Raw genomic sequence first — 24,628 nt, 5'->3', positions numbered from 1 at the left:
ACCCTCCCTGCATACGACATGAAATCATCTGAAATCCGCGAGAAGTTCCTCAAGTTTTTTGAATCCAAGGGTCACACGATTGTCCGTTCCAGCCCGCTGGTACCTGGCAATGATCCGACCATGCTGTTGACCAACAGCGGCATGGTGCAATTCAAGGACGTTTTCCTTGGCCTCGATACGCGCCCGTATTCGCGCGCGACCACCGTGCAGCGCTGCGTGCGCGCCGGCGGCAAGCACAACGACCTGGAAAACGTCGGCTACACCGCGCGTCACCACACGTTCTTCGAAATGCTGGGCAACTTCAGCTTTGGCGACTATTTCAAGCGCGATGCGATTCAATACGCGTGGGAACTGCTGACCAAGGTCTATGGCCTGCCAGCCGAAAAACTCACCGTCACCGTGTATTTCGAGGATGAAGAGGCGTACGACATCTGGGCCAACGAGATCGGTGTGCCGAAAGAGCGCATCATCCGCATCGGCGACAACAAGGGTTCGCGCTACGCGTCCGACAACTTCTGGCAGATGGCCGACGTCGGCCCCTGCGGCCCGTGCACCGAGATCTTCTACGACCACGGCGCCGACATCTGGGGCGGCCCTCCGGGCTCGGCCGAAGAAGACGGCGACCGCTTCATCGAAATCTGGAACCTGGTGTTCATGCAGTTCAACCGCGACGAAGCGGGCAATATGAACAAGCTGCCCAAGCCGTGCGTCGATACCGGCATGGGCATGGAGCGCCTGGCTGCCGTGCTGCAACACGTGCACAGCAACTACGAAATCGATCTGTTCCAGAACCTGATCAAGGCTGCCGCGCGCGAAACCGGCGCCACCGACCTGGAATCGAAGTCGCTGCGCGTGATCGCCGACCACATCCGCGCCGCGTCGTTCCTGATCGTTGACGGCATCATCCCGGGCCCGGAAGGCCACGGTTACGTGCTGCGCCGCATCATCCGCCGCGCACTGCGTCACGGCCACAAGCTGGGCCAGACCAAGCCGTTCTTCTACAAGCTGGTGGAAGACTTGAACATCGAGATGGGCGTGGCGTATCCGGAACTGGCCGAAGCCAAGGACCGCGTGGCTGCCACCCTGAAAGCCGAGGAAGAGCGTTTCGGCGAAACGCTGGAAAACGGCATGAAGATCCTGGAAGCGCAGCTGGCCAAGGATCCGACCAAGCTCGACGGCGGTACCGCGTTCACCCTGTACGACACCTACGGCTTCCCGCTGGACCTGACCGCCGACATCTGCCGCGAACGCAACATCACGCTCGACGAAGCAGGTTTCAATGCCGCCATGGAACAGCAAAAGAAAACCGCGCGCGCCGCCGGCAAGTTCAAGATGGCTGCCAATGTCGAATACTCGGGCGAAAAAACCAAATTCGTCGGTTACGACGACCTGAGCGTCAACGCCAAAGTCATCGCGCTGTACGCCAATGGCGCGTCGGTGCAGGAACTCAAGCAAGGCGAAGCGGGCATCGTGGTGCTCGACACCACCCCGTTCTACGCCGAATCCGGCGGCCAGGTGGGCGACCAGGGCGCGATCAAGGCCGCTGGCAGCCTGTTCGAGGTGGATGATACGCTGAAAATCCAGGCCGACGTCTTTGGCCAGCACGGCGTGCTGACCCAGGGCAGCCTGAAAGTGGGCGACGCCGTCTCGGCAGAAGTGGACTTGCACAAGCGAGGCCGCACCATCCGCAACCACTCGGCCACCCACCTGATGCACAAAGCCCTGCGCGAAGTGCTGGGCGGCCACGTGGCGCAAAAAGGTTCGCTGGTCGATCCGGACAAAACCCGTTTCGACTTCAGCCACAACGCACCGCTGACGGCCGAGCAAATCGCCGAAGTGGAAGCCAAGGTCAATAAAGAGATCCTGGAAAACCACGCCACCAAAGCGCAGCACATGTCGTTCGACGACGCCGTCAAGCATGGCGCCATGGCGCTGTTCGGCGAGAAGTATGGCGACGAAGTGCGCGTGCTCGACATCGGCACCTCGAAAGAGCTGTGCGGCGGTGTGCACGTGCAGCGTACCGGCGACATCGGCCTGTTCAAGATCATCGGCGAAGGCGGCGTTGCTGCCGGCATCCGCCGCGTGGAAGCGGTGACGGGCGAGGGCGCGCTGGCGCTGGTGCAAGGCCTGGCACGCAAGCTCGGCGATGCTGCAGCGGCGTTCAAATCCAACCCGGACGAGCTGCTGGTCAAGATCGGCGCCGTGCAGGATCAAGTGAAATCGCTGGAAAAAGAACTGGCGGCACTCAAATCCAAGCTGGCTTCGGGCCAGGGCGACGAACTGGCCACCAAGGCAGTCGAGGTGAACGGCATCAAGGTGCTGGCAGCTGTGCTGGAAGGCGCCGATGTGGCGACCCTGCGCGAGACCATGGACAAGCTCAAGGACAAGCTGAAAACCGCCGCCATCGTGCTGGCCGCCGTTAACGACGGCAAGGTGAGCCTGATTGCAGGCGTGACGGCGGACACCACATCCAAGGTCAAGGCCGGCGAACTGGTGAACTTCGTTGCACAACAAGTGGGCGGAAAAGGCGGCGGACGCCCCGATATGGCGCAGGCCGGCGGTACCGATCCAAGTGGTTTGCCAGCTGCCCTGGCAGGCGTGGTGGCCTGGGTGGGCGCCAAAGCCTGAGGGCAAAATATAGTCCTGCATTGCAAGTAACCCTGTAAAATCAGGGGTATCGACGGCCCGCGTGTCAAGCGCGGGCCGTTATTGTTTGAACGACTTGATTGTATACTTGCAAGTTCCCGTTGCAGAATTGCAACGGGCTACGAACTATTTTGGTGCAGCGCGTCAAGAGCACTGAAAAGGAGTAGTATTGCGAAAATGCTGCACTACTTCCTAGCTAACTAGCGGGTTCAAGATGACCGACACGATACTAGACAACGAAATCATGGAATTCCACATGGAACTCGATGCGCGCGAACTGCATTGCCCGCTGCCGATCCTCAAGGCGAAAAAAGCCCTGGCGGAACTGCAAAGCGGCGAAGTGCTGCGCATCATGGCAACCGACCCTGGCTCCGTTCGCGACTTCCAGGCTTTCGCCAAACAAACCGGCAATGCACTGCTCTCGCACGTGCAAACGGGCCGCGAATTCGTCTTTTTGATGCGCCGCAAATAAGCGTCCGGCGCCTTCTTTCTCACCAAGTCCTTATTCAGCATTGCAAATGGAATGATCGTCTAAGAAGCTTTTTAGACGACTTCCACTAACTAAAAATCGCACGATCGTGCTTTAATTTATTGTGTCCGGCGGATTTCTCATATAATCTAGCCCACTAATTTAGTCCGTTATTCACTATTTTCCCAAAGGCACAGCTATGAAAGTCTTGGTACCCGTCAAACGCGTGGTCGACTACAACGTCAAGGTCCGCGTCAAATCGGACGGCACCGGCGTCGATATCGCCAATGTCAAAATGTCGATGAACCCGTTCGACGAGATCGCGCTGGAAGAAGCCACGCGCCTCAAGGAATCGGGCAAGGTCTCCGAAGTGGTGGCGATCTCGTGCGGCGTGGACAAGTGCCAGGAAACCCTGCGCACCGGCATGGCCATCGGCGCCGATCGCGGCATCCTGGTGCAGACCGACGTGGAACTGGAACCGCTGGCAGTAGCCAAGCTGATCAAGGCGCTGGCCGACAAGGAACAGCCACAACTGATCATCCTGGGCAAACAGGCCATCGACGACGACTCCAACCAGACCGGCCAGATGCTGGCTGCCTTGCTTGGTTGGCCGCAAGCGACGTTCGCGTCGAAAGTGGAACTGGAAGACGGCAAAGTCACCGTTACCCGCGAAGTGGACGGCGGCCTGGAAACCCTGGCATTGACCCTGCCGGCCATCATCACCACCGACCTGCGCCTGAACGAGCCGCGCTACGTGACCTTGCCGAACATCATGAAGGCCAAGAAAAAGCCGCTGGACGTGACCAAGCCGGAAGACCTGGGCGTCGATGTAACCCCGCGCCTGAAAACGCTGAAGGTTGTCGAGCCTGCCAAGCGCTCGGCCGGCATCATCGTGCCGGACGCCGCCACCCTGGTCGCCAAGCTGCGCACCGAAGCCAAAGTCATCTAAAGGAATCATCATGGTCGCATTAGTTATCGCAGAACACGACAACGCCAGCCTGAAAGGCAGCACCCTCCACACCGTGACCGCAGCTGCCCAGTGCGGCGGCGACGTGCACGTGCTGGTGGCCGGTTCCAACGCCGGCGCGGCCGCTGCGGCTGCCGCGCAAATCGCCGGTGTGTCGAAAGTCATCGTGGCCGACGCGCCGCACTTTGCCGACGGCCTGGCCGAAAACGTCGCCGAGCAAATCCTGACCCTGGCGCAGGGCGATGCCTACAGCCACATCCTGGCGCCAGCCACCGCCTACGGCAAGAACATCCTGCCACGCGTGGCCGCCAAGCTGGACGTGGCGCAGATTTCCGAGATCACCAAGGTCGATTCGCCGGACACCTTCGAGCGTCCGATCTACGCCGGCAATGCGATTGCCTACGTGCAATCGTCCGACAAGATCAAGGTCATCACCGTGCGCGCGACCGGCTTCGATGCTGCCGCTGCCACCGGTGGTTCGGCGGCTACCGAAACCGTCACCGCCGTGGCCGATTCGGGCAGGTCGAGCTTTGTGGGCCGCGAGCTGGCCAAGTCGGACCGTCCGGAACTGACCGCCGCCAAGGTGATCGTGTCCGGTGGCCGTGGCATGGGTTCGGGCGAAGCGTTCAAAGTGCTGGAGCCGCTGGCCGACAAGCTGAACGCCGCCATGGGCGCCTCGCGTGCAGCAGTCGATGCCGGCTACGTGCCGAACGACTGGCAAGTGGGCCAGACCGGCAAGATCGTCGCGCCTAACCTGTACATCGCTGTCGGTATCTCGGGCGCGATCCAGCATCTGGCCGGCATGAAAGACTCGAAAGTCATCGTGGCCATCAACAAGGACCCGGAAGCGCCGATCTTCTCGGTGGCCGATTACGGCATCGTGGGCGACCTGTTCGAAGTGGTGCCGCAACTGGTGGCCGAGCTGGGCTAATCCTCCCTGCTGCAAGGAGCCACGCTGGTCGCGCGCTGGACGCCTGACCATCGTGGCTTTTTTTTACCCGAATTTCCCTACCCGACATCAGAATCCGGAGACATCATGCCCTACCAAGCCCCCCTCAAAGACATGCTGTTCGTCATCTACGAACTGGCCGACCTGGCAGCCGTCACCGCGCTGCCCGGCAATGAAGACGCCACCCTCGACACGGCCGAAGCCATCCTCGAAGAAAACGGCAAGTTCGTCAGCGGCGTGGTCGCGCCGCTGAACCATGCCAGCGACAAGGAGCCAAGTTATTGGCACGACGGCCAGGTCACGACCTCGAAAGGTTTTAAAGCCGCGTTCAAGGCATTCGGCGAGGCGGGCTGGCAGGGCGTGCAGCATCCGGTCGAGTTCGGCGGCCAGGGCTTGCCCAAGCTGCTGGCCACGCCGTGCATCGAGATGCTGAACTCGGGCAGCATCTCGTTCGCGCTGTGCCCGCTGCTGTCGGACGGTGCCATCGAAGCGCTGCTGACGGCTGGCAGCGACGAGCAAAAAGCCATTTACCTGGAAAAGCTGGTGTCGGGCGAATGGACCGGCACCATGAACCTGACCGAGCCGCAAGCAGGCTCCGACCTGGCCGCCGTGCGCACCCGCGCCGAGCCGCAGGGCGACGGCACCTATAAAGTGTTCGGCACCAAGATCTACATCACCTACGGCGAGCACGATTTCTCCGACAACATCGTGCACCTGGTGCTGGCGCGCACGCCCGATGCGCCGGCCGGTGTCAAAGGTATTTCGCTGTTCATCGTGCCGAAGTTCCTGGTCAATGCCGACGGCACGCTGGGCGCGCGCAACGACGCCCACTGCGTCTCGCTCGAACACAAGCTCGGCATCAAGGCCAGCCCGACCGCCGTGCTGCAATTCGGCGACCACGGCGGCGCCATCGGCACCCTGGTCGGCGAAGAAAATCGCGGCCTCGAATACATGTTCATCATGATGAACGCGGCGCGCTTCGGCGTCGGTCTGCAAGGCATCGGGCTGGCCGAGCGCGCGTATCAAAAAGCCGTGGCGTTTGCGCGCGACCGCGTGCAGTCGCGCGATGTGGCTGGTTCCGCCGGCCCGGTCGCCATCATCCATCACCCGGACGTGCGCCGCATGCTGATGAATATGCGCTCGCAAACCGAGGCAGCGCGGGCGCTGGCTTACGTGGGGGCGGGCTTGTCCGATATCGCCCACAGCCATGCCGACGAGGCGGTGCGCAAGCAGAACCTGGCCGTGTACGAATACCTGGTGCCGATCATCAAGGGCTGGTCCACCGAAATGTCGCAGGATGTGGCGCGCGATGGCGTGCAGGTGCACGGCGGCATGGGCTTCATCGAAGAGACGGGCGCGGCCCAGCACTACCGGGACGCCAAGATCCTGACGATTTACGAAGGCACGACCGCAATCCAGGCCAACGACCTGGTGGGCCGGAAGACCGTGCGCGACGGCGGCGCCGTGGCCAGGGGCCTGGTCGAACAAGTGCGGGCCACCCAGGCGCAACTGGCCGCATCGGGCGACGCCCACCTGCAAGCGATTGCCAGACAACTGGCGGCCGGCGCCGACGACCTGGCGGCAGCGGTGGACTTCGTGGTGGCCAACGTCAAGAGCGACGTCAAAGCCGTGTTTGCCGGCAGCGTGCTGTACCTGAAACTGGCCGGCGTGGTCTTGGGGGGCTGGCAAATGGCGCGCGCAGCGGCAATTGCGCAAGGCAAGCTCGAAGCGGCCGAGGGTGATGCCGCCTTCTACCGGGCCAAGATCGGCACGGCACGCTTCTTTGCCGACCACATCCTGTCGCAGTCCTCAACTCTGCGCACGGCGATTGTCGATGGCAGCGCCGGCGTGCTGGCGCTCGATGAGGCGCAGTTCTAAGCGGCCTTAGACGCAAAAAAGCAGCCTCGGCTGCTTTTTTGCGATGTAGAGTACCCGAGAAAACCTTCAGAGCGAGGCGCTGCAACGCCGCGATGGAGGTTTTATCGGATGCTCTTAGCGGCGTACCAAGGTGCCGTTCTGCTTCTGCACCCGGTCGCCATTGACCATCTGCGGGTCATTGTCGTACACAAAGCTGTCCTGCTTGCCGTCGTCGTAGCGCACGTGGACGGTCCACTGCTTGGTGGTCCGTGCGTGGCCTTCCACTTGCTTGCCCGCATAGGCGCCACCGGCGGCGCCGGCGAGGGTGGCGAGTTTCTTGCCGCCGCCGCTGCCTACCTGGTTGCCCAGCAGGGCGCCCGCCACGCCGCCAGCGATCAGGCCCACGGCGCCGCCTTCTCCGGCTTTTTCACCGACAACGACCGAAGTGACGCGGCCGCAGTCGTGGCAAGCCGTCGCTTTGGGCGCCTTGGTGTTGTAGCGCGCCTTGGCGTCGGCATTGTGCTGCGTGTATTCGCTCTGGGCGTCGCGCAGGCATTGCATGCGGGCGCTCGAGCTGCCTTCTTCCGCGCACAGTTTCTTGTCTGCCGCGTAGCGGGTGGCGATGCGCTTGGTCTCGGCGTTGTATTCCGATTTGCTCATCTGGGCATATGACGTCGATGTCAGAGTAGCGAGCGCCACTGCCAGCAGGATGGAGTGCTTGTTCATATTGTTCTCCTCGTTAATTGTAAAGTTAGCCGTAGGCGCCGCCTGTGTAGAGCAGATCGAAAAAGCGTGAGATTGTGGCAATCAAGCTCGCGGCGCCGATGGTCATGGTGGCAACCAGGACGATGGCGATGGGCCAGCGCGTGTTCGACAGCTTGCCGGAATGCGGATTGAAGCGCGCATCCCACTTGTCGTCCGGCATCAGGCCCAGCACCAGCGCTTCCAGGAAGCCTGCCAGTCCCGACAGCATAATCGGTAACAGCTTGTAGAAGCCGTCCGCTTGCGGCGCCAGCGTGGCCACCAGCCAGGCGGCGGGCAGGGCCGCCAGGTGCAACCAGAGCCACGGATCGCGCCAGCCGCGCAAGTACAGGCGTTGCAGGCCGAGGCCGCCGAACAGGAAGGCGAGCAGGGTGGCGGTGGTCTTGCTTTTGTGGCGTGCGGTCATTGGAATGCGGCAAAAAAGTCCGGAGGCGGCCAGTATCGGTCATAATGTCGCCCCCGGCCTACTTTTTTGGCAAGAACCGAATCCAGGTATTGCCCCGTTGGCCGGAACGGGGGATAATCTTCGATTACCCCAATCTGCCCGATTATTTCATTAACGCTTGCTGCTTTGCGGTCAGGCGCGCTATAATTTGCGGCTTTTTCCGTCCTAGCACACTTTTTGGAAATATTATGGTCGTTATTCGTTTAGCTCGTGGAGGCGCCAAGAAGCGTCCGTTCTTCAACATCGTTGCAACCGATTCGCGCAATCGTCGCGATGGCCGTTTCATCGAACGCATCGGTTTCTACAACCCGATGGCGCAAGGCGGCGAAGTGCCACTGCGCATCACCGCTGACCGTCTGGCTCACTGGCAATCGGTCGGCGCGCAACTGTCGCCAACCGTGGCTCGCCTGGTAGCTTCGAACAAAGCAGCTTAATTAGCTGAGGTTGCCGGTTTGACCGATAAGCAAGCATCCGGGGTGCAAGTCCCCGACGATCTGGCACAGGTAGGCTTTGTCTTCGGTGCCTACGGCGTCGCTGGCTGGGTGAGGATCCGTCCTTTCTCGGAAGATGCGGATGCGCTGCTCTCGGTGAAAACCTGGTGGATCGACAAGCCCACCTTGCACGATGTCGATGTCAAGCAGTGCAAACTGCATGGCGGCGACGTGGTCGCACAGCTGGTCGGCGTCACTGACCGGAATGTCGCAGAAGCGCTCAAGGGCGCCGCTGTTTCCATTCCGCGCAGCCGCTTCCCGGTATTGTCGGAAGACGAGTTTTACTGGGCCGAGTTGATCGGTCTGGAAGTAGAAAATCTGCAAGGTGAGTCCCTCGGTACGGTGACTGACATGATGAGCAACGGTCCACAGTCGATCTTGCGCATCAAGCCGGCAACTTCCGCAGAGGCGGCATCCGACGACGCGGCGCAAGAGCGCCTGATTCCATTTGTCGAAGCGTTCATCATCAAGGTGGACAAAGAGGCGAAAAAAATCACTGTCGATTGGGGCCTTGATTACTAGTGAACATAAGGGCGGCCCGCCATGCAATTCGATGTCGTGACCCTGTTCCCCGAAATGTTCGCCGCACTGACGCAGTCGGGTGTCACCCGGCGCGCGTTCGAACAGAATAAATGTGGCTTGTCGTTGTGGAATCCGCGTGATTTCACCACCGACAATCACCGCACCGTGGATGACCGCCCGTACGGTGGCGGCCCCGGCATGGTGATGCTGGCCAAACCCCTGGAAGCGACGATCAACGCAGCGAAAGCGCGGCAAGTTACAGCCGGTTTGCCGGCGCCGCGCGTGGTGTTCATGTCGCCCCAGGGCAAGCAGTTGACGCACGAGCGCGTGGTACAGCTCAAGCAGGAACCCGGCCTGGTGATTCTGTGCGGCCGCTACGAAGCTGTCGATCAGCGCCTGTTGGACCGTTGCATCGACGAAGAAATCAGCCTTGGCGATTTCGTGCTGTCCGGCGGCGAGTTGCCGGCAATGGCCTTGATGGATGCCGTGATCCGCCTGATTCCCGGCGTGTTGAACACGGATGCCTCGGCAGTTGAGGACAGTTTCGTGAACGGTTTGCTCGATTCGCCGCATTACACGCGCCCCGAGTCGTACGAAGGCGTGGCAGTACCGCCGGTTTTAATGGGCGGTAACCACGCCGAGATCGGCAAATGGCGCCGCCAGCGCATGCTGGAAGCGACCGCGCGCAAGCGGCCCGACCTGCTGGTCAAGGCCCGCGCGGCAGGGCAGCTGAGCAAGATCGATGAAAAGTTTTTGGCAGGTTTATAAAAACCTGTTGTAGTCCCCGGGCAGGTAAACCTGTCTATTTTTATTGTAGTGCACCATCCTCTACCGGGCATCGGGCTCAACCCCACAGCGCGCCGGCATGATGGCTTTTGGAGTTTATAAAATGAACGTGATTCAACAACTCGAGCAAGAAGAAATCGCTCGCCTGGGCAAAACCATCCCTGATTTTGCACCTGGCGATACCGTGGTCGTGAACGTAAACGTAGTCGAAGGCACCCGCAAGCGCGCCCAGGCATACGAAGGCGTCGTGATCTCGCGTCGTAACCGTGGCCTGAACTCGAACTTCATCGTTCGCAAGATCTCGTCCGGCGAAGGCGTTGAGCGTACCTTCCAACTGTACTCCCCGCTGATCGCTTCGATCGAAGTGAAACGCCGCGGTGACGTACGTCGCGCTAAACTGTACTACCTGCGTGATCGTTCCGGTAAATCGGCACGTATCAAGGAAAAACTGCCAAACCGTCGCCCAGCGGCGAAAAAAGCAGTCGCCGCTTAATAGCAGCGATTGTGTTTGGAGAGAGGGGCGCCAAGTTGGTGCCCCTCTTTTTTTAGTCGGTTACATCATTCCGGAGCCCACTTGGCCAAGCTGCTGTTCGACCCCCGCATATTACCGATCGACGCGATCGCTGGCGAACCGGCGCTGGCGCGCGAACGCCTGAGCGCCGATTGGCTGCGCCATCGCTTTGCGGAGCAGCCCGAGTGGGCGCCCGAAGCGGCTGAAACCAGCTATGCGGTGCGGGCGGACGGTTCGCCCGCCACCGCCGCGTCGGTCCTGATCGCACTGGTGCAGCGTCCCGAGGGTTTGAGCCTGGTGCTCACCCAGCGCAACGCCGACCTCACCGACCACCCGGGCCAGATCAGCTTTCCCGGCGGCCGCGCCGAAGCGTACGACGCCAGCCCGGTCGAGACTGCGCTGCGCGAGGCGGAGGAGGAAATCGGCCTCGATCGCACCCACGTGGAAGTGATCGGCAGCTTGCCCGACTATTACACCGGCACCGGTTACCGCGTCACGCCGGTGGTGGCGCTGGTGACGCCACCGTTCACCCTGCAGGCCGATCCAGGCGAGGTGGAAGAGATTTTCGAGGTGCCGCTGGCGTTCCTGATGGACGGCTTGCACCACCAGCGCTTGTCGGTCGAACTGCCGTCGGGCCGCCGCAGCTTCTACGCCATGCCGTATGGCACCTATTACATCTGGGGCGCGACTGCCGGCATGCTCAGGAATTTATTCCACTTCCTGCGCGCCTGACGCCTTCTTAATGTTTGATTCTGTTACACGTCTAGGTTATCGTAACGGGCATTGAGGTATGGCTGCACGTAGTACCGACCAAAAGGATTATTGATGACATTTCTTTCCATTCTGTGCGCGCTGCTGATCGAGCAAATGAAACCGCTGCGGGCGGATAATTTTATTTACGCGGAGATCAAGGCCCTCGCATTGCGAATGGAGACCTGGTTCAATGCCGGCCAGGCCACGCACGGGCGCATCGGCTGGTTCCTGATGATGGCGATCCTGCTGGTACCGGTCGCTACCATCTCGTGGGTGCTGCACTACTACGACTGGTTCCTGGCGTCGTTCGCCTGGAACGTGCTGATCGTGTACCTCACCCTGGGCTTTCGCCATTACAGCCATTATTTCACCTCGATCCAGCTGGCCCTGAACGCCGGCGACGAAACCGCCGCCAGAGCACTGCTCGCCGAATGGACGCGCCAGGATACCATCGGCATGGACGCCAACGAAATTTCGCGCGTGGCCGTCGAAAAGGCGCTGATCACCACCCACCGCAACGTGTTCGGCGTGTTCTTCTGGTTTCTGATCCTGGGCCCGGTGGGCGCCATCCTGTATCGCGTGTCGGAATACGTGGCGCGCGCCTGGAACGAGCCGGAACACATGCGCAACGAAGCCTTTGGCCTGTTCGCCGGCCGCGCCTATTACTGGATCGACTGGCTGCCGGTGCGCCTGACCGCCGTGGCCTTTGCCGTGGTGGGCAACTTCGAGGACGCCATCTACGCCTGGCGCAATTTCTCGCGCCGCTGGGCCGACGAGGCGATCGGCATCATTCTGTCGGCCGGCGGCGGCGCCATGGGCGTGCGCCTCGGTTCCCCGGCCGAACATGCGGTGCGGGTGACGCTGATCGACTCGGCCACCGTGGACATCTCCGACGTCGAGGCCGACACCCTGCCGGGCGAGGAGCCGAGCGTGCGGTCGCTGCAAAGCACGGTGGGCCTGGTGTGGCGCGCGCTGCTGCTGTGGATGATGTTGCTGCTGCTGCTCTCCGGCGCGGTATGGCTCGGCGCCACACCTTGAGGATCACTTGAGCGGGCGATAGCGCGGTACAATAGCGGTGTTCGGTGGTGCAGGGCGCGCATTTTCTGCACCATTGTGGATGTTTCAGATAAAACTCCACGTCAAATCAAGGGCTTACGTATTCAGGTCTTCTATAAGATATAATACGTATGTTCCTCACCCACACGTCTCATCGCAGAGCAGCCGCCCATGGCAGAGTCAGTTCAAAAACCGGTAGAACAGCAGGATTCGTTCTTCATCCTTGGCCAAACCAGCAATGGCCGGGCGTTCCGTCCCAGCGACTGGGCCGAGCGTCTGTGCGGCGTGATGGCCTGCTTCAAGCCGCCCGGCATCGGTGGCGGACGCGATTCCCACCTGCAGTTTTCGCCTTACGTCACGCCTACCGTGGTCAATGGCGTCAAGTCGGTGGTGGTCAATGGCAAGCTGCGCGACCTCGAACCGATGGCCTATCACTTCGTGATCTCGTTCGCCAAGGACAATGATCTGCAAGTGGTCGATGCCTGCCTGGTCCCCGAGAAAAAATAAATTTAAGTTCGTCCTCAGTAAATTTCCCTGAGGGCTCTCCCCGGCAGGGCAGGCCAGGGCGTATGCTGTGTTCTTCCGTATTCTCGCGAGACACCATGAACGCCAGCCGTCTGAAACACCTTGCCGCTGCCAGCATGCTGCTGTGCGGCCTCTCTTTTGTCGCCACCGGCACCGCCTGGGCCGCCCCTGCCACCACCGCGCTGCCAGCCGGCGTGGTCCGGGGCCCCGCCGTCGAAGGCATCACCGAATACCGCCTGCCCAACGGCCTGAAGGTGCTGCTGTTCCCGGACGCATCAAAGCCCACCGTCACCGTCAACGTCACGTACCTGGTGGGCTCGCGCCACGAAAACTACGGCGAGACCGGCATGGCCCACCTGCTTGAGCACATGATGTTCAAAGGCTCGCCGAAGAACCGCAGCATCCCGCAACAATTCGCCAGCCGGGGCATGGACTTCAACGGCACCACGTCGTACGACCGCACCAACTACTACGAAGTGTTCCAGGCCAGCCCCGATAACCTGAAATGGGCGCTCGACATGGAGGCCGACCGCATGGTCCATTCCTTCATCGCCCGCAAGGATCTCGATTCCGAAATGACAGTGGTGCGCAACGAATACGAGAGCGGCGAGAACAGCCCGTTCTCGGTCATGCTCAAACGGATGGACAGCGTGGCCTACGACTGGCACAGCTACGGCCGCTCCACCATCGGCAACCGCAGCGACATCGAGAACGTGCGCATCGAGAACCTGCAGGCGTTCTACCGCACCTACTACCAGCCCGACAACGCGGTGCTGCTTGTCGCCGGCAAATTCGACCCGGCGCAAACGCTGGCGTGGATCACCAAATCGTTCGGCGCCATCCCGAAACCGAAGCGCGTGCTGCCGCCGTTCTGGACGGTGGAGCCGCAGCAGGACGGCGAGCGCAGCTTCGTCGTGCGCCGCAAGGGCGATATGCAGATCGTCATGCTCGGCTACAAAATCCCGTCGGCGCTGCACCCCGATGCCAATGCGCTGGGCATCATGAGCGAGATCCTCGGCGATACGCCGTCCGGCCGCCTGCACAAGGCGCTGGTGGCCACCGGCAAGGCTGCCGAAGTGTTTGCGTTTGGCCAGACCGGCTATGCGCCGGGCCTGGAAATCATCGGCGCCGTGGTCAAGGCGAGCGAACCGCTCGACCCCGTGCGCGACGCGTTGACGCAGGCGGTGGAAAGCTTTGCCGCGACCCCGCCCACGGCGGAAGAAATGGAGCGCGTGCGCCGCAGCTACAGCAACAGCGTGGAAAAATCGCTCAACGATCCGCAGCAGGTGGGCGTGGCGCTGTCGGAGGAAATCGCGCTGGGCGACTGGCGCCTGCTGTTCCAGAACCGCGACAAGCTGCCCGAGGTGACCGCCGAACAGGTCAGCGCCGCCGCTGCCCGCTACCTCAAGCGCGACAACCGCGTGGTGGGCACTTTTATCCCCGACGACCAGCCGCAGCGCGCCGAGATCACCGCCGCGCCGCCGGTGGCGGAAGTGATGAAAGACTTCAAGGCCAAACAAAGCGTGCTGACGTCGGAAGTGTTCGACCCGAGCCAGGACAATATCAACGCCCGCACCGAGATCACGACCATCGGCGGCCTGAAAGTGGCGCTGCTGCCCAAGAAGAACCGCGGCGAGGCGGTATCGGTGGACTTGCAGCTGCACTGGGGCGACGAGAAAAACCTGTTCAACCAGCAGATGGTGGCCGCCTTTGCCGACGAGATGCTGATGCGCGGCACCAGCAAGTACACGCGCGAGCAGCTGGCCGATGCCTTTGCCAAGTTGAAGATGTCGGGCGGCGTGTATGGTTTCCAGACCACCGGTCCGAACCTCGATGCGGCACTGCGCCTGGTGGCCCACGTGCTGCGCGAGGCCAGCTTCCCGCAGGACGAATTCGAGCAGCTGCGCCAGCAATGGCTGGTCGGGATCGAATCGTCGCGCAACGAGCCGGAGTCCCTGGCCCATAACGCCATCGAAGAATATTTCGACACCCACCCGAAAGGCGACTTCCGCGCCGCCATGACGGTCGATGAACAACTGGCGGCGGTCAAGGCGCTCAAGCGCGACGACGTGGTGGCCTTCCACCGCGATTATTATGGCGCAGGTCACGGTGAATTGGCCATCGTCGGTGACTTCGACAAGGCGGCCATCGCCAAAACCATCGACGACAGCTTCACCGGCTGGAACAGCAAGGTGGCGTATTCTCCGTTGAAGGACACGGCAGCGGACAAGCCGTCCGTGCACCGCGCGATCGACGCGCCGGAAAAGGAAAACGGCATGTTTGCCGCGCGCCTGAACCTGGACCTCAATGTGAACGATCCGGTGTATCCGGCGCTGGACCTGGCCAACTACATTTTCGGTGGCGGCAGCCTGAAGTCGCGCCTGATGGACCGCATCCGCCAGAAGGACGGCCTGTCGTACGGCGGTGGAGCGTCCGTGCACGCGGGCGATATCGACCGCGCCGGCAGCTTCACCATCAACGCCATCGCCGCGCCGCAGAACCTCAAAAAACTCGAAGCGGCAATCCGCGAGGAGCTCGATCGCGCGGTCAAGCAGGGCTTCACGGCACAGGAACTGGCGCAGGCCAAGTCGGGACTGCTGCAGCAGCGCGTGCAAAACCGTTCGCAGGACAAGGTGGTGGCCGGCGGCTGGACCCGCAACCTGTACCTGAACCAGACCTACAGCTGGAGCAAGGACTACGAGGCCAAATTGCAGGCGGCGACGCTGGAGCAGGTCAATGCGGCATTCCGCCAGGCGGTCGATCCGGCGAAGTTGACGGTGGTCGTGGTCGGCGATGAGAAGAAGGCAGGGAAGTAGGCAAAAAAATGGACCGCAGCTGCGGTCCATTCATCGTGCCATCAAGGCGGCGGACTGTCGGCCACCTTCACCGGCCGCATGCCCAAGGTATCATCCTGCGGCCCCGGCGAATCGAGCACAGGCCGCAAGCGCGGCAGCGAATCGGGGTAGTTGGCCGCCACGAACGCGATCATCGCCTCGCGGATTTCGCACCTTAAATCGAACGCTGTGCCGGAATCGACTGCGCTCACCAGCAGGCGCAATTGCATGCCTTTCTCGTTGGCGTCGGTCACGTGCAGCACGCACACGCGCTTGTCCCAGCGCGTGGACGCGTGGGTGATGCGTTCGAACTCGGTGCGCACTTTTTGCACCGGTACGCTGAAGTCCAGCCACAGGAATACCGTGCCCAAAATGCTGGCCGACGTGTGGGTCCAGTTCTCGAACGGGTTTTCGATAAACCATTGCAGCGGCACGATCATGCGCCGCTCGTCCCAGATGCGCACCACGACGTAGGTGCCGGTGATGCGCTCCACGCGCCCCCATTCACCCTTGACGATCAACACGTCGTCGATGCGGATCGGCTGCGAAAAGGCGATCTGCAAGCCGGCGATGAAGTTGCCCAGCACCGGCTTGGCGGCGATACCGGCCACCAGGCCGGCCACACCGGCCGAGGCCAGCAAGCTGGCGCCGAACTGGCGCGCACCGGGCAAGGTGAGCAGCATGAAGCCGATCCCCAGCAGCACGATGATGGCATTGGCGCTGCGCGTGAGCACCGACGTTTGCGTGAGCACGCGGCGCGCGCGCATATTGTCGAGCACATCGACCGGGTTCAGTTCGGAGATGGTCTTCTTGATCGAATTGACGCAGGCGATGGCCAGCCAGGTCAGGCAGACGATCAGCAGCACGCTGACGATGCGCGAGAGCGATGCGAGGAACGGCGTGGTCTCGGGCGCGCCGGTGAGCACCAGCCGCAGCGCAAACAGCGCCGCCACGATCTGGCTCGGGCGGAACGCATACTTGATGGCGTTGGTGGTGTAGGGGCGGTGGCGGGCGATGCGCTTGAGCAACTCGAGGCCGGCGCGGTGCAGCACCAGCGCGATGGCCACGAAGATGACGGCGGTAATGGCGACCACTGCTGCGGCGCGCCACGGTCCCTGCTGTAAATCCGTAAAATATTCTATTTCCATGAGTAGAGATTTTAAAGAAACGTCACATATTGCGTCGCACAATTACCCTTATGCGTGCGCTAACGAACAAATGCTTTCCCGTCAATAATGAAACAATAGGCGGGCTGAGGTCGATTGTACGCATCCACCCGAAGATGTAGCGATTCACTGCCACTCTGCAATCTCCTGAGAGGAATTCTTCATGTTGTCACGCTCTGTAAAACTATCTTTACGCTTCATATTGCCCCTGGCGATACTGCTTTGCCTGTTTGCCTACATCGTCGTGCCATTGATGGACAAACTCACGCTGCGCTGGTCGCTGCGCGATCTCGACAATCGCTCCCAGCTGCTGGCCACCACCTTGCAGGTGCCGCTGCGCGAAGACGTGCTGCTCAACGACAGCGCCCACATCAAGCGCCTGTTCGACGGCGCCATCGAGGATGAGCGCCTGTTCGCACTGGGCTTTTGCGATGCGTCGGGCAAACTGCTGTACAAGACCTACACCTATCCGACCTCGTTGGGCTGCTGGAATCCGCCGGCCGATGGCACCGCGCGCAAGTCGCTGGTGCAGCTGCCGCGTGGCCCGGTGCACGTGGCCGAAACCCCGATCATGGATGCCGGTTCCGAGCTCGGTCGGCTGATCCTGGTGCACGACATGAGTTTTATCGAACGCCGCAGCGCCGAGACCACCAAGTACGTGCTGGGCTTCTTCGCGCTGCTGGCGGCGGCGATCGCCTTCATCACCCTGCTGGTGTCGCACCTGAGCTGGCGCGGCTGGCTGGCCAGCTTGAACGACGTGCTGCGCGGCCAGTTGATCCCGCGCGCCACCGCCAAGCCCGACCCCGACGCTCCGCCACCGCCACCGGAGATGGAACCGCTGATCGGCGAGTTGCGCAGCCTGCTCGAGGAATACCACCAGGAGCGCCAGCACAGCGACGGCGGCAGCTACACTGCCAACGGCTCGGACTGGGCGCCTGAAAAACTCAAGGCCCTGCTGCAGCAGGATCTCGCCGGCGACCAGGTGCTGGTGGTCTCCAACCGCGAGCCGTACATCCACGAAAAAGCCGCCGACGGCACCGTCAAGGTACGCCGTCCGGCGTCCGGCCTGGTGACGGCCGTGGAAGCGGTGATGCGCGCCTGCTCCGGTACCTGGATTGCCCACGGCGCCGGCAGCGCCGACCGCGAAACCGTGGACAAGAACGACCACGTGCCGGTGCCGCCAAAAAATCCGAGCTACACGCTGCGCCGCGTATGGCTGACCGAAGAAGAAGAGAAGGGCTACTACTACGGCTTCGCCAACGAAGGCCTGTGGCCGCTGTGCCATATCGCCCACGTGCGCCCGGTATTCCGCTCGTCGGACTGGGAAGAGTACGTCAAAGTCAACCGCCGCTTTGCCGACGCCGTGATCAAGGAAGCGCGCACCGACAACCCGGTGGTGCTGGTGCAGGATTACCACTTCGCCCTGCTGCCGCGCATGGTGCGCGAAGCACTGCCGAAGGCGACGATTATCACGTTCTGGCACATCCCCTGGCCCAACTCGGAGTCGTTCGGCATTTGCCCGTGGCGCGAAGAGATCTTGGAAGGCATGTTGGGCAGCACCATCCTGGGCTTCCACACGCCGTTCCACCGCAAGAACTTCCTCGACACCGTGGACCGCTACCTGGAAACCCGGATCGAGCCGGAAGCCTCGACCATCTCGTACGGTAACGAGCTCACGCAAGTGGAAGACTACCCGATCTCGATCGCCTGGCCCGACTACCCGGACACCGTGCCGGTGGACGTGTGCCGCACCGAGATCCGCCAGATCCTCGGCGTGCCGCAAGACCACCTGCTGGCGTTTGGCGTCGATCGCCTCGACTACACCAAGGGCATCCTGGAGCGCTTCCAGGCCGTGGACCGCATGCTGGAAATGCATCCGACCATGGTGGGCAAATTCAGCTTCGTGCAGATCGCCGCGCCGAGCCGCTCCGACCTCGAGGAGTACATGAACTTCGAGCAGCGCGTGCGCAAGCTGGCCGACAAGATCAACGACCGCTATGGCAAGGACGGCTACCTGCCGATCATCCTGAAAATCGAGCACCACGACCAGAACGAATTGCAGCGCTACTTCCGCGCCAGCGAAGTGTGCATGGTGACCAGCCTGCACGACGGCATGAACCTGGTGGCAAAAGAATTCATCGCCGCCCGCGACGACGAACACGGCGCGCTGGTGCTGTCGCAGTTCACGGGCGCCGCGCGCGAACTGCACGAAGCGCTGATCATCAACCCGTACCACATCGAGCAGGGCGCCGAAGCGCTGTATCGCGGCCTGACCATGCCATCGGTGGAACAGGTCGAGCGCATGCGCAGCATGCGCGACCGCGTGCGCCGCTTCAATGTGTACCGCTGGGCGGGTCACATGCTGCTTGACGCGGCACGCCTGCGCAAGCGCGAAAAAGTGATGCAGAAGATCCGCGCGCACAGTCGCACCAACCTGCGCCGGGTGGGCTGATGATGGCTGCTGAAGTGGAAAAATTTGCCCTCGCCGAGTGGCTCGATGGCGCGGTATTCCTCGACTTCGACGGCACCCTCGTCGAGCTGGCGGAAACGCCCGATACGGTGGTGGTGGCGCCGGGCCTGGTGCCGGTGCTGGCCAGCCTGGGCGAACGGCTGCAAGGCCGGCTGGCGATTGTCAGCGGCCGTCCGATCGCGCAGATCGACGCCATGCTGGCGCCGTTAAAATTGCCGGTGGCCGGCGTCCATGGCGCCGAGCGCCGTGATTACAACGGTCAGCTGCATATCGCCACCGCGCCGTCGCTCGACGCCGCACAACTGATCCTGCGCGCGCTGGTGCTGGCCCATGAGGGCCTGCTGCTGGAAGAGAAGCGCGGCGCGCTGGCGTTGCACTACCGCCTGGCGCCCGGCCTGCGGGTGCAGTGCGAGCAGGCCATGGCAGCCGCGCTGGCAGCCGCGCCCGGCACCGTGCTATTGCATGGCAAAATGGTGCTGGAACTGAAGCCCGCTGCCACCAACAAGGGCAGCGCCGTGGCCGAATTTTTGCAGGAAGAACCATTCAAGGGACGCAAGCCGGTGTTTGTCGGCGACGACACCACCGACGAAGCAGGCATCGCCTACGCCCAGGAACTGGGCGGCATCGGCGTGAAAGTCGGCGCGGGACCGAGTGCAGCCCGCTGCCGCCTGGACTCCCCGCAGGCGCTGCACGCGCAGCTGGCCGATGCCGCACAAACCATACCTAGACCCAGCACAGGAGACACGCCATGACCGCAGCCACCGGTACCCACGTTACACCCGGCATCCCCGTCGCACCGACCGCGCTCGGCCCCGTCAGCACCCCTGTTACGCCCGAAGCATCGCTCAACTGCGGCGTGATCGGCAACTGCTCGTACAACGCCATGGTCGATAAAAGCGGCAACATCGTCTGGTGCTGTCTGCCGCGCTTTGACGGCGACCCGGTGTTCAACGCCTTGCTCGACAACTCCGACAATGGCAGCGTGTGGAGCATCGAGCTGGAAAACTGCGTCAAGACCGAGCAGTTCTACGATCCCAACACCGCTGTGCTGCGCACGCGCCTGACCGACGCCGACAACCACGGCATCGAGATCACCGACTTCGCGCCGCGCTTCCTGAGCCGCGACCGCATGTTCCGCCCGCTGATGCTGATCCGCCGCATCCGCATCCTGAACAGCGCCGTGCGCATCCGTGTGCGCGTGCGCCCGCGCTTCGACTGGGGCCGCGTGACGCCGCAAATCACGCGCGGCAGCCACCATATCCGCTACGTGGGACCGGAACAGACGCTGCGCCTCAATACCGACGCGTCGCTGAGCCACCTGCTGTCCGAATCGTGGTTCCTTGTGAACAAATCGCTGAACTTCACGCTGGGCCCGGACGAGACGCTCAACGAAGGCATCGAGGACATCTGCCGCCGTTTCGAGAAAGAGACCATCAACTACTGGCGCAACTGGAGCCGCCGCCTGGCGCTGCCGTACGAGTACCAGGACGTGGTGATCCGCGCAGCGATCACGCTCAAGATGTCGCTGTACGAAGACACCGGCGCCATTATTGCCGCCATGACCACCAGCATTCCCGAGGCGCCCGGCAGCGAGCGTAACTGGGACTACCGGTTCTGCTGGCTGCGCGACGCGTTCTTCGTGGTGCGCGCGTTGAACAGCTTGTCCGAAGTGGGCACGATGGAGGAGTACCTGCGCTGGCTCTCCAACATCGTCGCCAGCTCCAAGGGCGGCCATATCCAGCCGCTGTACGGCATCGGCCTGGAAGAACACCTGCCGGAATCGACGCTCGACCATCTGCCCGGCTATCGCGGCCACAAGCCCGTGCGCGTGGGTAACCAGGCGCAGGAACACTTCCAGCACGACGTGTATGGCAACGTGGTGCTCGGTGCGGCGCAAGCCTTCCTCGACCATCGCCTGCTCAACCGCGCCGGCGTGGCCGAATTTGCGCTGCTCGAAGCCGTGGGCGAACAGGCGTTCCGCGTGCACGACCAGCCCGACGCCGGCATGTGGGAGCTGCGCACCCGTGCGCGCGTGCACACGTCGTCAATGCTGATGAGCTGGGCCGCGTGCGACCGCCTGTCGAAAATCGCCAACGTGCTGGAACTGCCGGATCGCGCCACCTACTGGCAGGGCCGCGCCGACCAGATCCGCGAACCGCTGCTGCGCGACTCCTGGAGCGAGGAACGCCAGGCGTTCGTCGAAAGCCTGGGTGGCCGCGATCTCGATGCCAGCGTGCTCCTGATGGCCGAAGTGAACTTCATCGACCCGATGGACCCGCGCTTCATCAAGACCGTGGAAGCGCTGGAAAAGACCCTGTGCGACGGCCCGTACATGCGCCGCTACGAAGCGCCCGACGACTTTGGCAAGCCCGAAACCGCGTTCAACATCTGCACCTTCTGGCGCATCGACGCGCTGGCGCGCATCGGCCGCAAGGAAGAAGCGCGCGAAATCTTCGAGACCATGCTCAAGGCCCGCAACCACCTCGGTTTGCTGTCGGAAGACACGCACCCGGTTACCGGCGAAATGTGGGGCAACTTCCCGCAGACGTATTCGATGGTGGGGCTGATCAACTGCGCCATGCGGCTGTCCGCCCCGTGGGACAGCGTCATTTGATGTAAAAACAGCGGTTGGCGTGCGCGGTCCCGTTTTATGTACTATCATTAGTTACATGAGACGAGACAGCAAACTATCTTCCATCCTGCACGTGCTGCTGCACATGGCGCAGGCCAACCGCCCGTTCACGTCCGAGGAGCTGTCCGGCTTCCTCGATACCAACCCGGTGCTGGTGCGGCGCGTGCTGGCCGGCCTGCGCGAGCGTGGCTATGTCGGTTCCGGCAAGGGCCATGGCGGCGGCTGGGTCATCACCTGCGACCTCAATTCGGTCACCCTGCGCGACATTTACGAGGCGGTCGGTGCGCCTACCGTGTTCGCCATGGGCAACCGCAGCGAGCAGCCGCAATGCCTGGTCGAGCGGGCCGTCAACGACGCCCTGGCCAGCGCCTTCGACGAAGCGGAGGCGTTGCTGATCGAGCGTTTCAAGGACGTCACGCTGGCCGATCTGTCGGCCCGCTTCAATCGCGATTATGCCAACCACCAGGGAACCCTCCATGCGCATCCAACACCTGTCGAATGAGTTCGACGTTATCGTCGTCGGCGGCAGTTATGCCGGCCTGTCGGCCGCCACCCAGCTGGCCCGCGCCCGCCGCCGCGTGCTGGTGATCGATGCCGGCCAGCGCCGCAACCGCTATGCGCAGCACTCGCACGGCTTCCTCGGCCAGGACGGCCGCGAGGCGGCGGCGATTGCCGCCGAGGGCAGGGCGCAGCTTTTAAAGTATCCGACGGTGCAGTGGCTGGAGGGCGCCGCCGCCCAGGCCACGCGCCTCGACCAGGGGTTTCGCATCACGCTGAACGACGGCCGTGGCTTTGACGCCGAGGCGCTGGTGCTGGCCACCGGCGTGGTCGATGAACTGCCGGCGCTGCCCGGCCTGGCCGAACGCTGGGGCACCAGCGTGTTTCACTGCCCGTACTGCCACGGCTATGAATTGATGCAAGGGCATATCGGCGTGATGGCGGTCGGCCCGCTGTCGATGCACCACGCCTTGATGCTGCCCGACTGGGGGCAGGTCACGCTGTTCCTCAACGAGACGTTCGAGCCGGACGAAGAACAACTGGCGTCGATGGCCAGGCGCGGCGTGACCATCGAGCGCACGGCGGTCCGGCGTATCGCGGGCCACGCCACGGTGGAACTGGCAGACGGCCGGGCGCTCGACATGGCGGGCCTGTTCGTGGTGAGCCGCACCCACAGCGGCAGCCCGCTGGCAGAGCAATTGGGCTGCGAGATGGACGAGGGCCCAACCGGCCTGTTCGTGCGCACGGACGCCATGAAGGCGACCAGCGTGGCGGGCGTCTTCGCCTGCGGCGACTCGGCCCGCGCCGCCGGCAACGTCGCCATGGCCGTTGCCGACGGCGCCATGGCCGGCGTCGCCGCCCACCGCCTCACTATCTTCGGCGCCCAAGCCGCCTAATGGGCGTAAAAAAAGCCGGCGGTTAGCCGGCTTTTGTTTTGTTGCGGCTGCTTACTTGGCAGCTGGTGCTGCAGCGGTTGCTGCTGGCTTGTTCTGGTACATGATCCAGAAGCGGGCCAGGTCGGCGCGGCCGTCGTCGCCCTGGATGGTTTCAAGCAGCTTGATCGATTCATCCTTCTTGCCGGCCATGGCCAGGGCGTAGCCCAGGCGCAGCTTGGCGTCTTCAGGATTTTTCGACACGCCCTTGGCAATACCTTGCTTCATCAGGTCGATACCCTTGTCGAACTGGCCCAGGGTGATGTAGTTGTAGCCGAGGTTGACCAGGCCGACGCCCTCTTTCGATTTTTGAGCGGAAGCGATCCCTGCATCGATGTTCTTGGCATCGTCGGCAGCGCCACGGGTGGCGGTGTCGCGGATCTTGGTGATCGCAGCCTTGTCCTTGCCGGCCGGGATGGTGCCGTTCGGGTAAGCCTTGTCGATGGCGATTTTCGCTTCGGTGAAGAAGCCGCCCAGCGAGGCCAGCTCGGCTTGCTCCAGGTAGTCTTCGGTTTCCATTTTGGATGGGGCGGCTACCGCTTTCAGGCGGGCCATGTCCAGGTCCAGGCGCTGGGCGTAGGTCTTCTTGCCGCGCGTGCGGTTCAGCAGGTCGAACCAGTAGTCCTCGCTCGGGTAGTAGCGCACCAGCTCTTCCACGGCGCTCAGGTACAGCGGCGTGTCCTTGGTCTTGATGCCGATGTTGCCGAGCAGGTTCAGCGTGTCTTTCGACGGCGCGGTGCCGGCTTGCTTGGCGGCGGCGATATCCTTCAGCACTTCGGTCTTGGCGCTGGCGAAGTCGTCCTTGAGGAAGTACGAGCGGATCACGAATTGGCGCTGCTTGGCGGTGTCGCCCGACTCGGCCCCATAGCGGTTGAACCAGACGATGGCCTTGTCGTAGTCCTTGATATTGCTGTAGTAAATGCTGCCCACGGCATCGATGAATTTGAGCTTTTGTTCCGGCGTCAGGCGACCGGAGTCGATCATGCCTTCGAGACCTTGCACCGTCATTTGCTGGTCGCCGCTGGTCTGGCCCAGTTGCGCGCGCAGCTGGTTCAGCACGAACGTTTCGTACGGCGTCAGGTTGGGCGTGGCCGCTGCGGTATCGATGCGGGTTTTGACTTCGGCGTAGTTCTTGGCGTCCAGCAATTCCTTGATCTGCTTGGTTTCGATCAGCTTGAAGATCTCGGGACGGACGGTATCGGCCTGCGCTGGCGCAGCGGCCTTTTCCTTGTCCTGGGCGTGGACCATGTTCATGCCCAGCATGGCGGGAGCGGCATTGAGGCCGATGGCGGCCAGGATCAGGCTGATACGAGCAAGACGAATGTGGGACATGTGTAATCCTTCAATCATAGACTTT

22 protein-coding genes are annotated in these 24,628 nt (G+C 62.5%); 18 read left to right on the top strand and 4 right to left on the bottom strand.

Annotated elements, in window-relative coordinates:
- Nucleotides 1-18: 18 nt before the first annotated feature.
- The 5 genes from alaS to ASF04_RS00270 all read left to right on the top strand — a co-directional run bounded on the left by alaS (nt 19) and on the right by ASF04_RS00270 (nt 6,909).
- The gene (alaS, locus tag ASF04_RS00290; RefSeq protein WP_056137341.1) at nt 19-2,628 is read left to right on the top strand and encodes an alanine--tRNA ligase; all 2,610 of its coding nucleotides are present in this window, start codon (nt 19-21) and stop codon (nt 2,626-2,628) included.
- 262 nt (nt 2,629-2,890) lie between these two features.
- On the top strand, nt 2,891-3,118 hold the full coding sequence (locus ASF04_RS00285; protein WP_026637260.1) for a sulfurtransferase TusA family protein: 228 nt from the start codon (nt 2,891-2,893) through the stop codon (nt 3,116-3,118).
- A gap of 196 nt (nt 3,119-3,314) precedes the next feature.
- Nucleotides 3,315-4,064: an electron transfer flavoprotein subunit beta/FixA family protein gene (locus tag ASF04_RS00280; protein WP_056137339.1), complete on the top strand. Its 750-nt coding sequence runs from the start codon at nt 3,315-3,317 to the stop codon at nt 4,062-4,064.
- 10 nt (nt 4,065-4,074) lie between these two features.
- Complete coding sequence (locus ASF04_RS00275) at nt 4,075-5,013, top strand: electron transfer flavoprotein subunit alpha/FixB family protein (RefSeq protein WP_056137337.1); 939 nt, start codon at nt 4,075-4,077, stop codon at nt 5,011-5,013.
- 105 nt (nt 5,014-5,118) lie between these two features.
- Nucleotides 5,119-6,909, top strand: coding sequence for an acyl-CoA dehydrogenase (locus ASF04_RS00270; RefSeq protein WP_056137335.1), 1,791 nt, complete (start codon nt 5,119-5,121; stop codon nt 6,907-6,909).
- 114 nt (nt 6,910-7,023) lie between these two features.
- Here ASF04_RS00270 and ASF04_RS00265 read toward each other — a convergent pair whose 3' ends face one another.
- Together ASF04_RS00265 and ASF04_RS00260 are read right to left on the bottom strand one after the other, a co-directional pair.
- Complete coding sequence (locus ASF04_RS00265; protein WP_056137333.1) at nt 7,024-7,614, bottom strand: glycine zipper 2TM domain-containing protein; 591 nt, start codon at nt 7,612-7,614, stop codon at nt 7,024-7,026.
- Between the two features lie 25 nt (nt 7,615-7,639).
- The gene (locus tag ASF04_RS00260; protein ID WP_056137330.1) at nt 7,640-8,056 is read right to left on the bottom strand and encodes an NINE protein; all 417 of its coding nucleotides are present in this window, start codon (nt 8,054-8,056) and stop codon (nt 7,640-7,642) included.
- Nucleotides 8,057-8,283: 227 nt separating this feature from the next.
- Between ASF04_RS00260 and rpsP the strand changes: the two genes are divergently transcribed.
- From rpsP to ASF04_RS00220, 8 genes are all read left to right on the top strand, one after another.
- A complete protein-coding gene (gene rpsP / locus ASF04_RS00255; protein ID WP_019921707.1) occupies nt 8,284-8,529 on the top strand; it encodes a 30S ribosomal protein S16 in 246 nt (81 codons plus the stop codon).
- An 18-nt stretch (nt 8,530-8,547) separates the two neighbouring features.
- Complete coding sequence (gene rimM / locus ASF04_RS00250; protein WP_056137329.1) at nt 8,548-9,108, top strand: ribosome maturation factor RimM; 561 nt, start codon at nt 8,548-8,550, stop codon at nt 9,106-9,108.
- A 21-nt stretch (nt 9,109-9,129) separates the two neighbouring features.
- A complete protein-coding gene (gene trmD / locus ASF04_RS00245) occupies nt 9,130-9,876 on the top strand; it encodes a tRNA (guanosine(37)-N1)-methyltransferase TrmD (RefSeq protein ID WP_056137326.1) in 747 nt (248 codons plus the stop codon).
- A 121-nt stretch (nt 9,877-9,997) separates the two neighbouring features.
- Nucleotides 9,998-10,387, top strand: coding sequence for a 50S ribosomal protein L19 (rplS, locus tag ASF04_RS00240; protein ID WP_019921710.1), 390 nt, complete (start codon nt 9,998-10,000; stop codon nt 10,385-10,387).
- Between the two features lie 81 nt (nt 10,388-10,468).
- Nucleotides 10,469-11,137, top strand: coding sequence for a CoA pyrophosphatase (locus tag ASF04_RS00235; protein WP_056137324.1), 669 nt, complete (start codon nt 10,469-10,471; stop codon nt 11,135-11,137).
- A 93-nt stretch (nt 11,138-11,230) separates the two neighbouring features.
- Nucleotides 11,231-12,196, top strand: a complete 966-nt coding sequence (locus tag ASF04_RS00230; protein WP_019921712.1) for a CobD/CbiB family protein — start codon at nt 11,231-11,233, stop codon at nt 12,194-12,196.
- A gap of 189 nt (nt 12,197-12,385) precedes the next feature.
- Complete coding sequence (locus ASF04_RS00225) at nt 12,386-12,721, top strand: DUF3579 domain-containing protein (RefSeq protein WP_019921713.1); 336 nt, start codon at nt 12,386-12,388, stop codon at nt 12,719-12,721.
- Nucleotides 12,722-12,816: 95 nt separating this feature from the next.
- On the top strand, nt 12,817-15,555 hold the full coding sequence (locus tag ASF04_RS00220; protein WP_056137322.1) for a pitrilysin family protein: 2,739 nt from the start codon (nt 12,817-12,819) through the stop codon (nt 15,553-15,555).
- 41 nt (nt 15,556-15,596) lie between these two features.
- On the opposite strand, the gene ASF04_RS00215 is transcribed toward ASF04_RS00220, so the two are convergent.
- On the bottom strand, nt 15,597-16,721 hold the full coding sequence (locus ASF04_RS00215; RefSeq protein WP_056137320.1) for a mechanosensitive ion channel family protein: 1,125 nt from the start codon (nt 16,719-16,721) through the stop codon (nt 15,597-15,599).
- A gap of 181 nt (nt 16,722-16,902) precedes the next feature.
- Between ASF04_RS00215 and ASF04_RS00210 the strand changes: the two genes are divergently transcribed.
- From ASF04_RS00210 to ASF04_RS00190, 5 genes are read left to right on the top strand one after another with little or no spacing between them, the layout of a single operon-like run.
- Nucleotides 16,903-19,191 (top strand): trehalose-6-phosphate synthase, encoded by a 2,289-nt coding sequence (locus ASF04_RS00210; RefSeq protein ID WP_056137318.1) that lies wholly within the window; start codon nt 16,903-16,905, stop codon nt 19,189-19,191.
- Nucleotides 19,191-19,961 carry a trehalose-phosphatase gene (gene otsB / locus ASF04_RS00205; RefSeq protein WP_056137316.1) on the top strand — a complete coding sequence of 257 codons (771 nt, stop codon included), beginning with the start codon at nt 19,191-19,193 and terminating at the stop codon, nt 19,959-19,961. The genes ASF04_RS00210 and otsB overlap by 1 nt, the downstream gene beginning before the upstream one ends.
- Nucleotides 19,958-21,823, top strand: coding sequence for a glycoside hydrolase family 15 protein (locus ASF04_RS00200; RefSeq protein ID WP_156368495.1), 1,866 nt, complete (start codon nt 19,958-19,960; stop codon nt 21,821-21,823). The genes otsB and ASF04_RS00200 overlap by 4 nt, the downstream gene beginning before the upstream one ends.
- 55 nt (nt 21,824-21,878) lie before the next feature.
- Complete coding sequence (locus tag ASF04_RS00195; protein WP_056137314.1) at nt 21,879-22,343, top strand: Rrf2 family transcriptional regulator; 465 nt, start codon at nt 21,879-21,881, stop codon at nt 22,341-22,343.
- Nucleotides 22,318-23,235: an NAD(P)/FAD-dependent oxidoreductase gene (locus tag ASF04_RS00190; RefSeq protein ID WP_056137312.1), complete on the top strand. Its 918-nt coding sequence runs from the start codon at nt 22,318-22,320 to the stop codon at nt 23,233-23,235. The genes ASF04_RS00195 and ASF04_RS00190 overlap by 26 nt, the downstream gene beginning before the upstream one ends.
- A 51-nt stretch (nt 23,236-23,286) precedes the next feature.
- Here ASF04_RS00190 and ASF04_RS00185 read toward each other — a convergent pair whose 3' ends face one another.
- Complete coding sequence (locus tag ASF04_RS00185) at nt 23,287-24,603, bottom strand: hypothetical protein (protein WP_056137310.1); 1,317 nt, start codon at nt 24,601-24,603, stop codon at nt 23,287-23,289.
- Nucleotides 24,604-24,628 lie beyond the last annotated feature (25 nt).

The sequence above is a fragment of the Duganella sp. Leaf61 genome, assembly GCF_001421905.1.
GTDB lineage: Bacteria > Pseudomonadota > Gammaproteobacteria > Burkholderiales > Burkholderiaceae_D > Rugamonas > Rugamonas zoogloeoides.
This window is presented reverse-complemented; position numbering and strand designations above follow the sequence as displayed.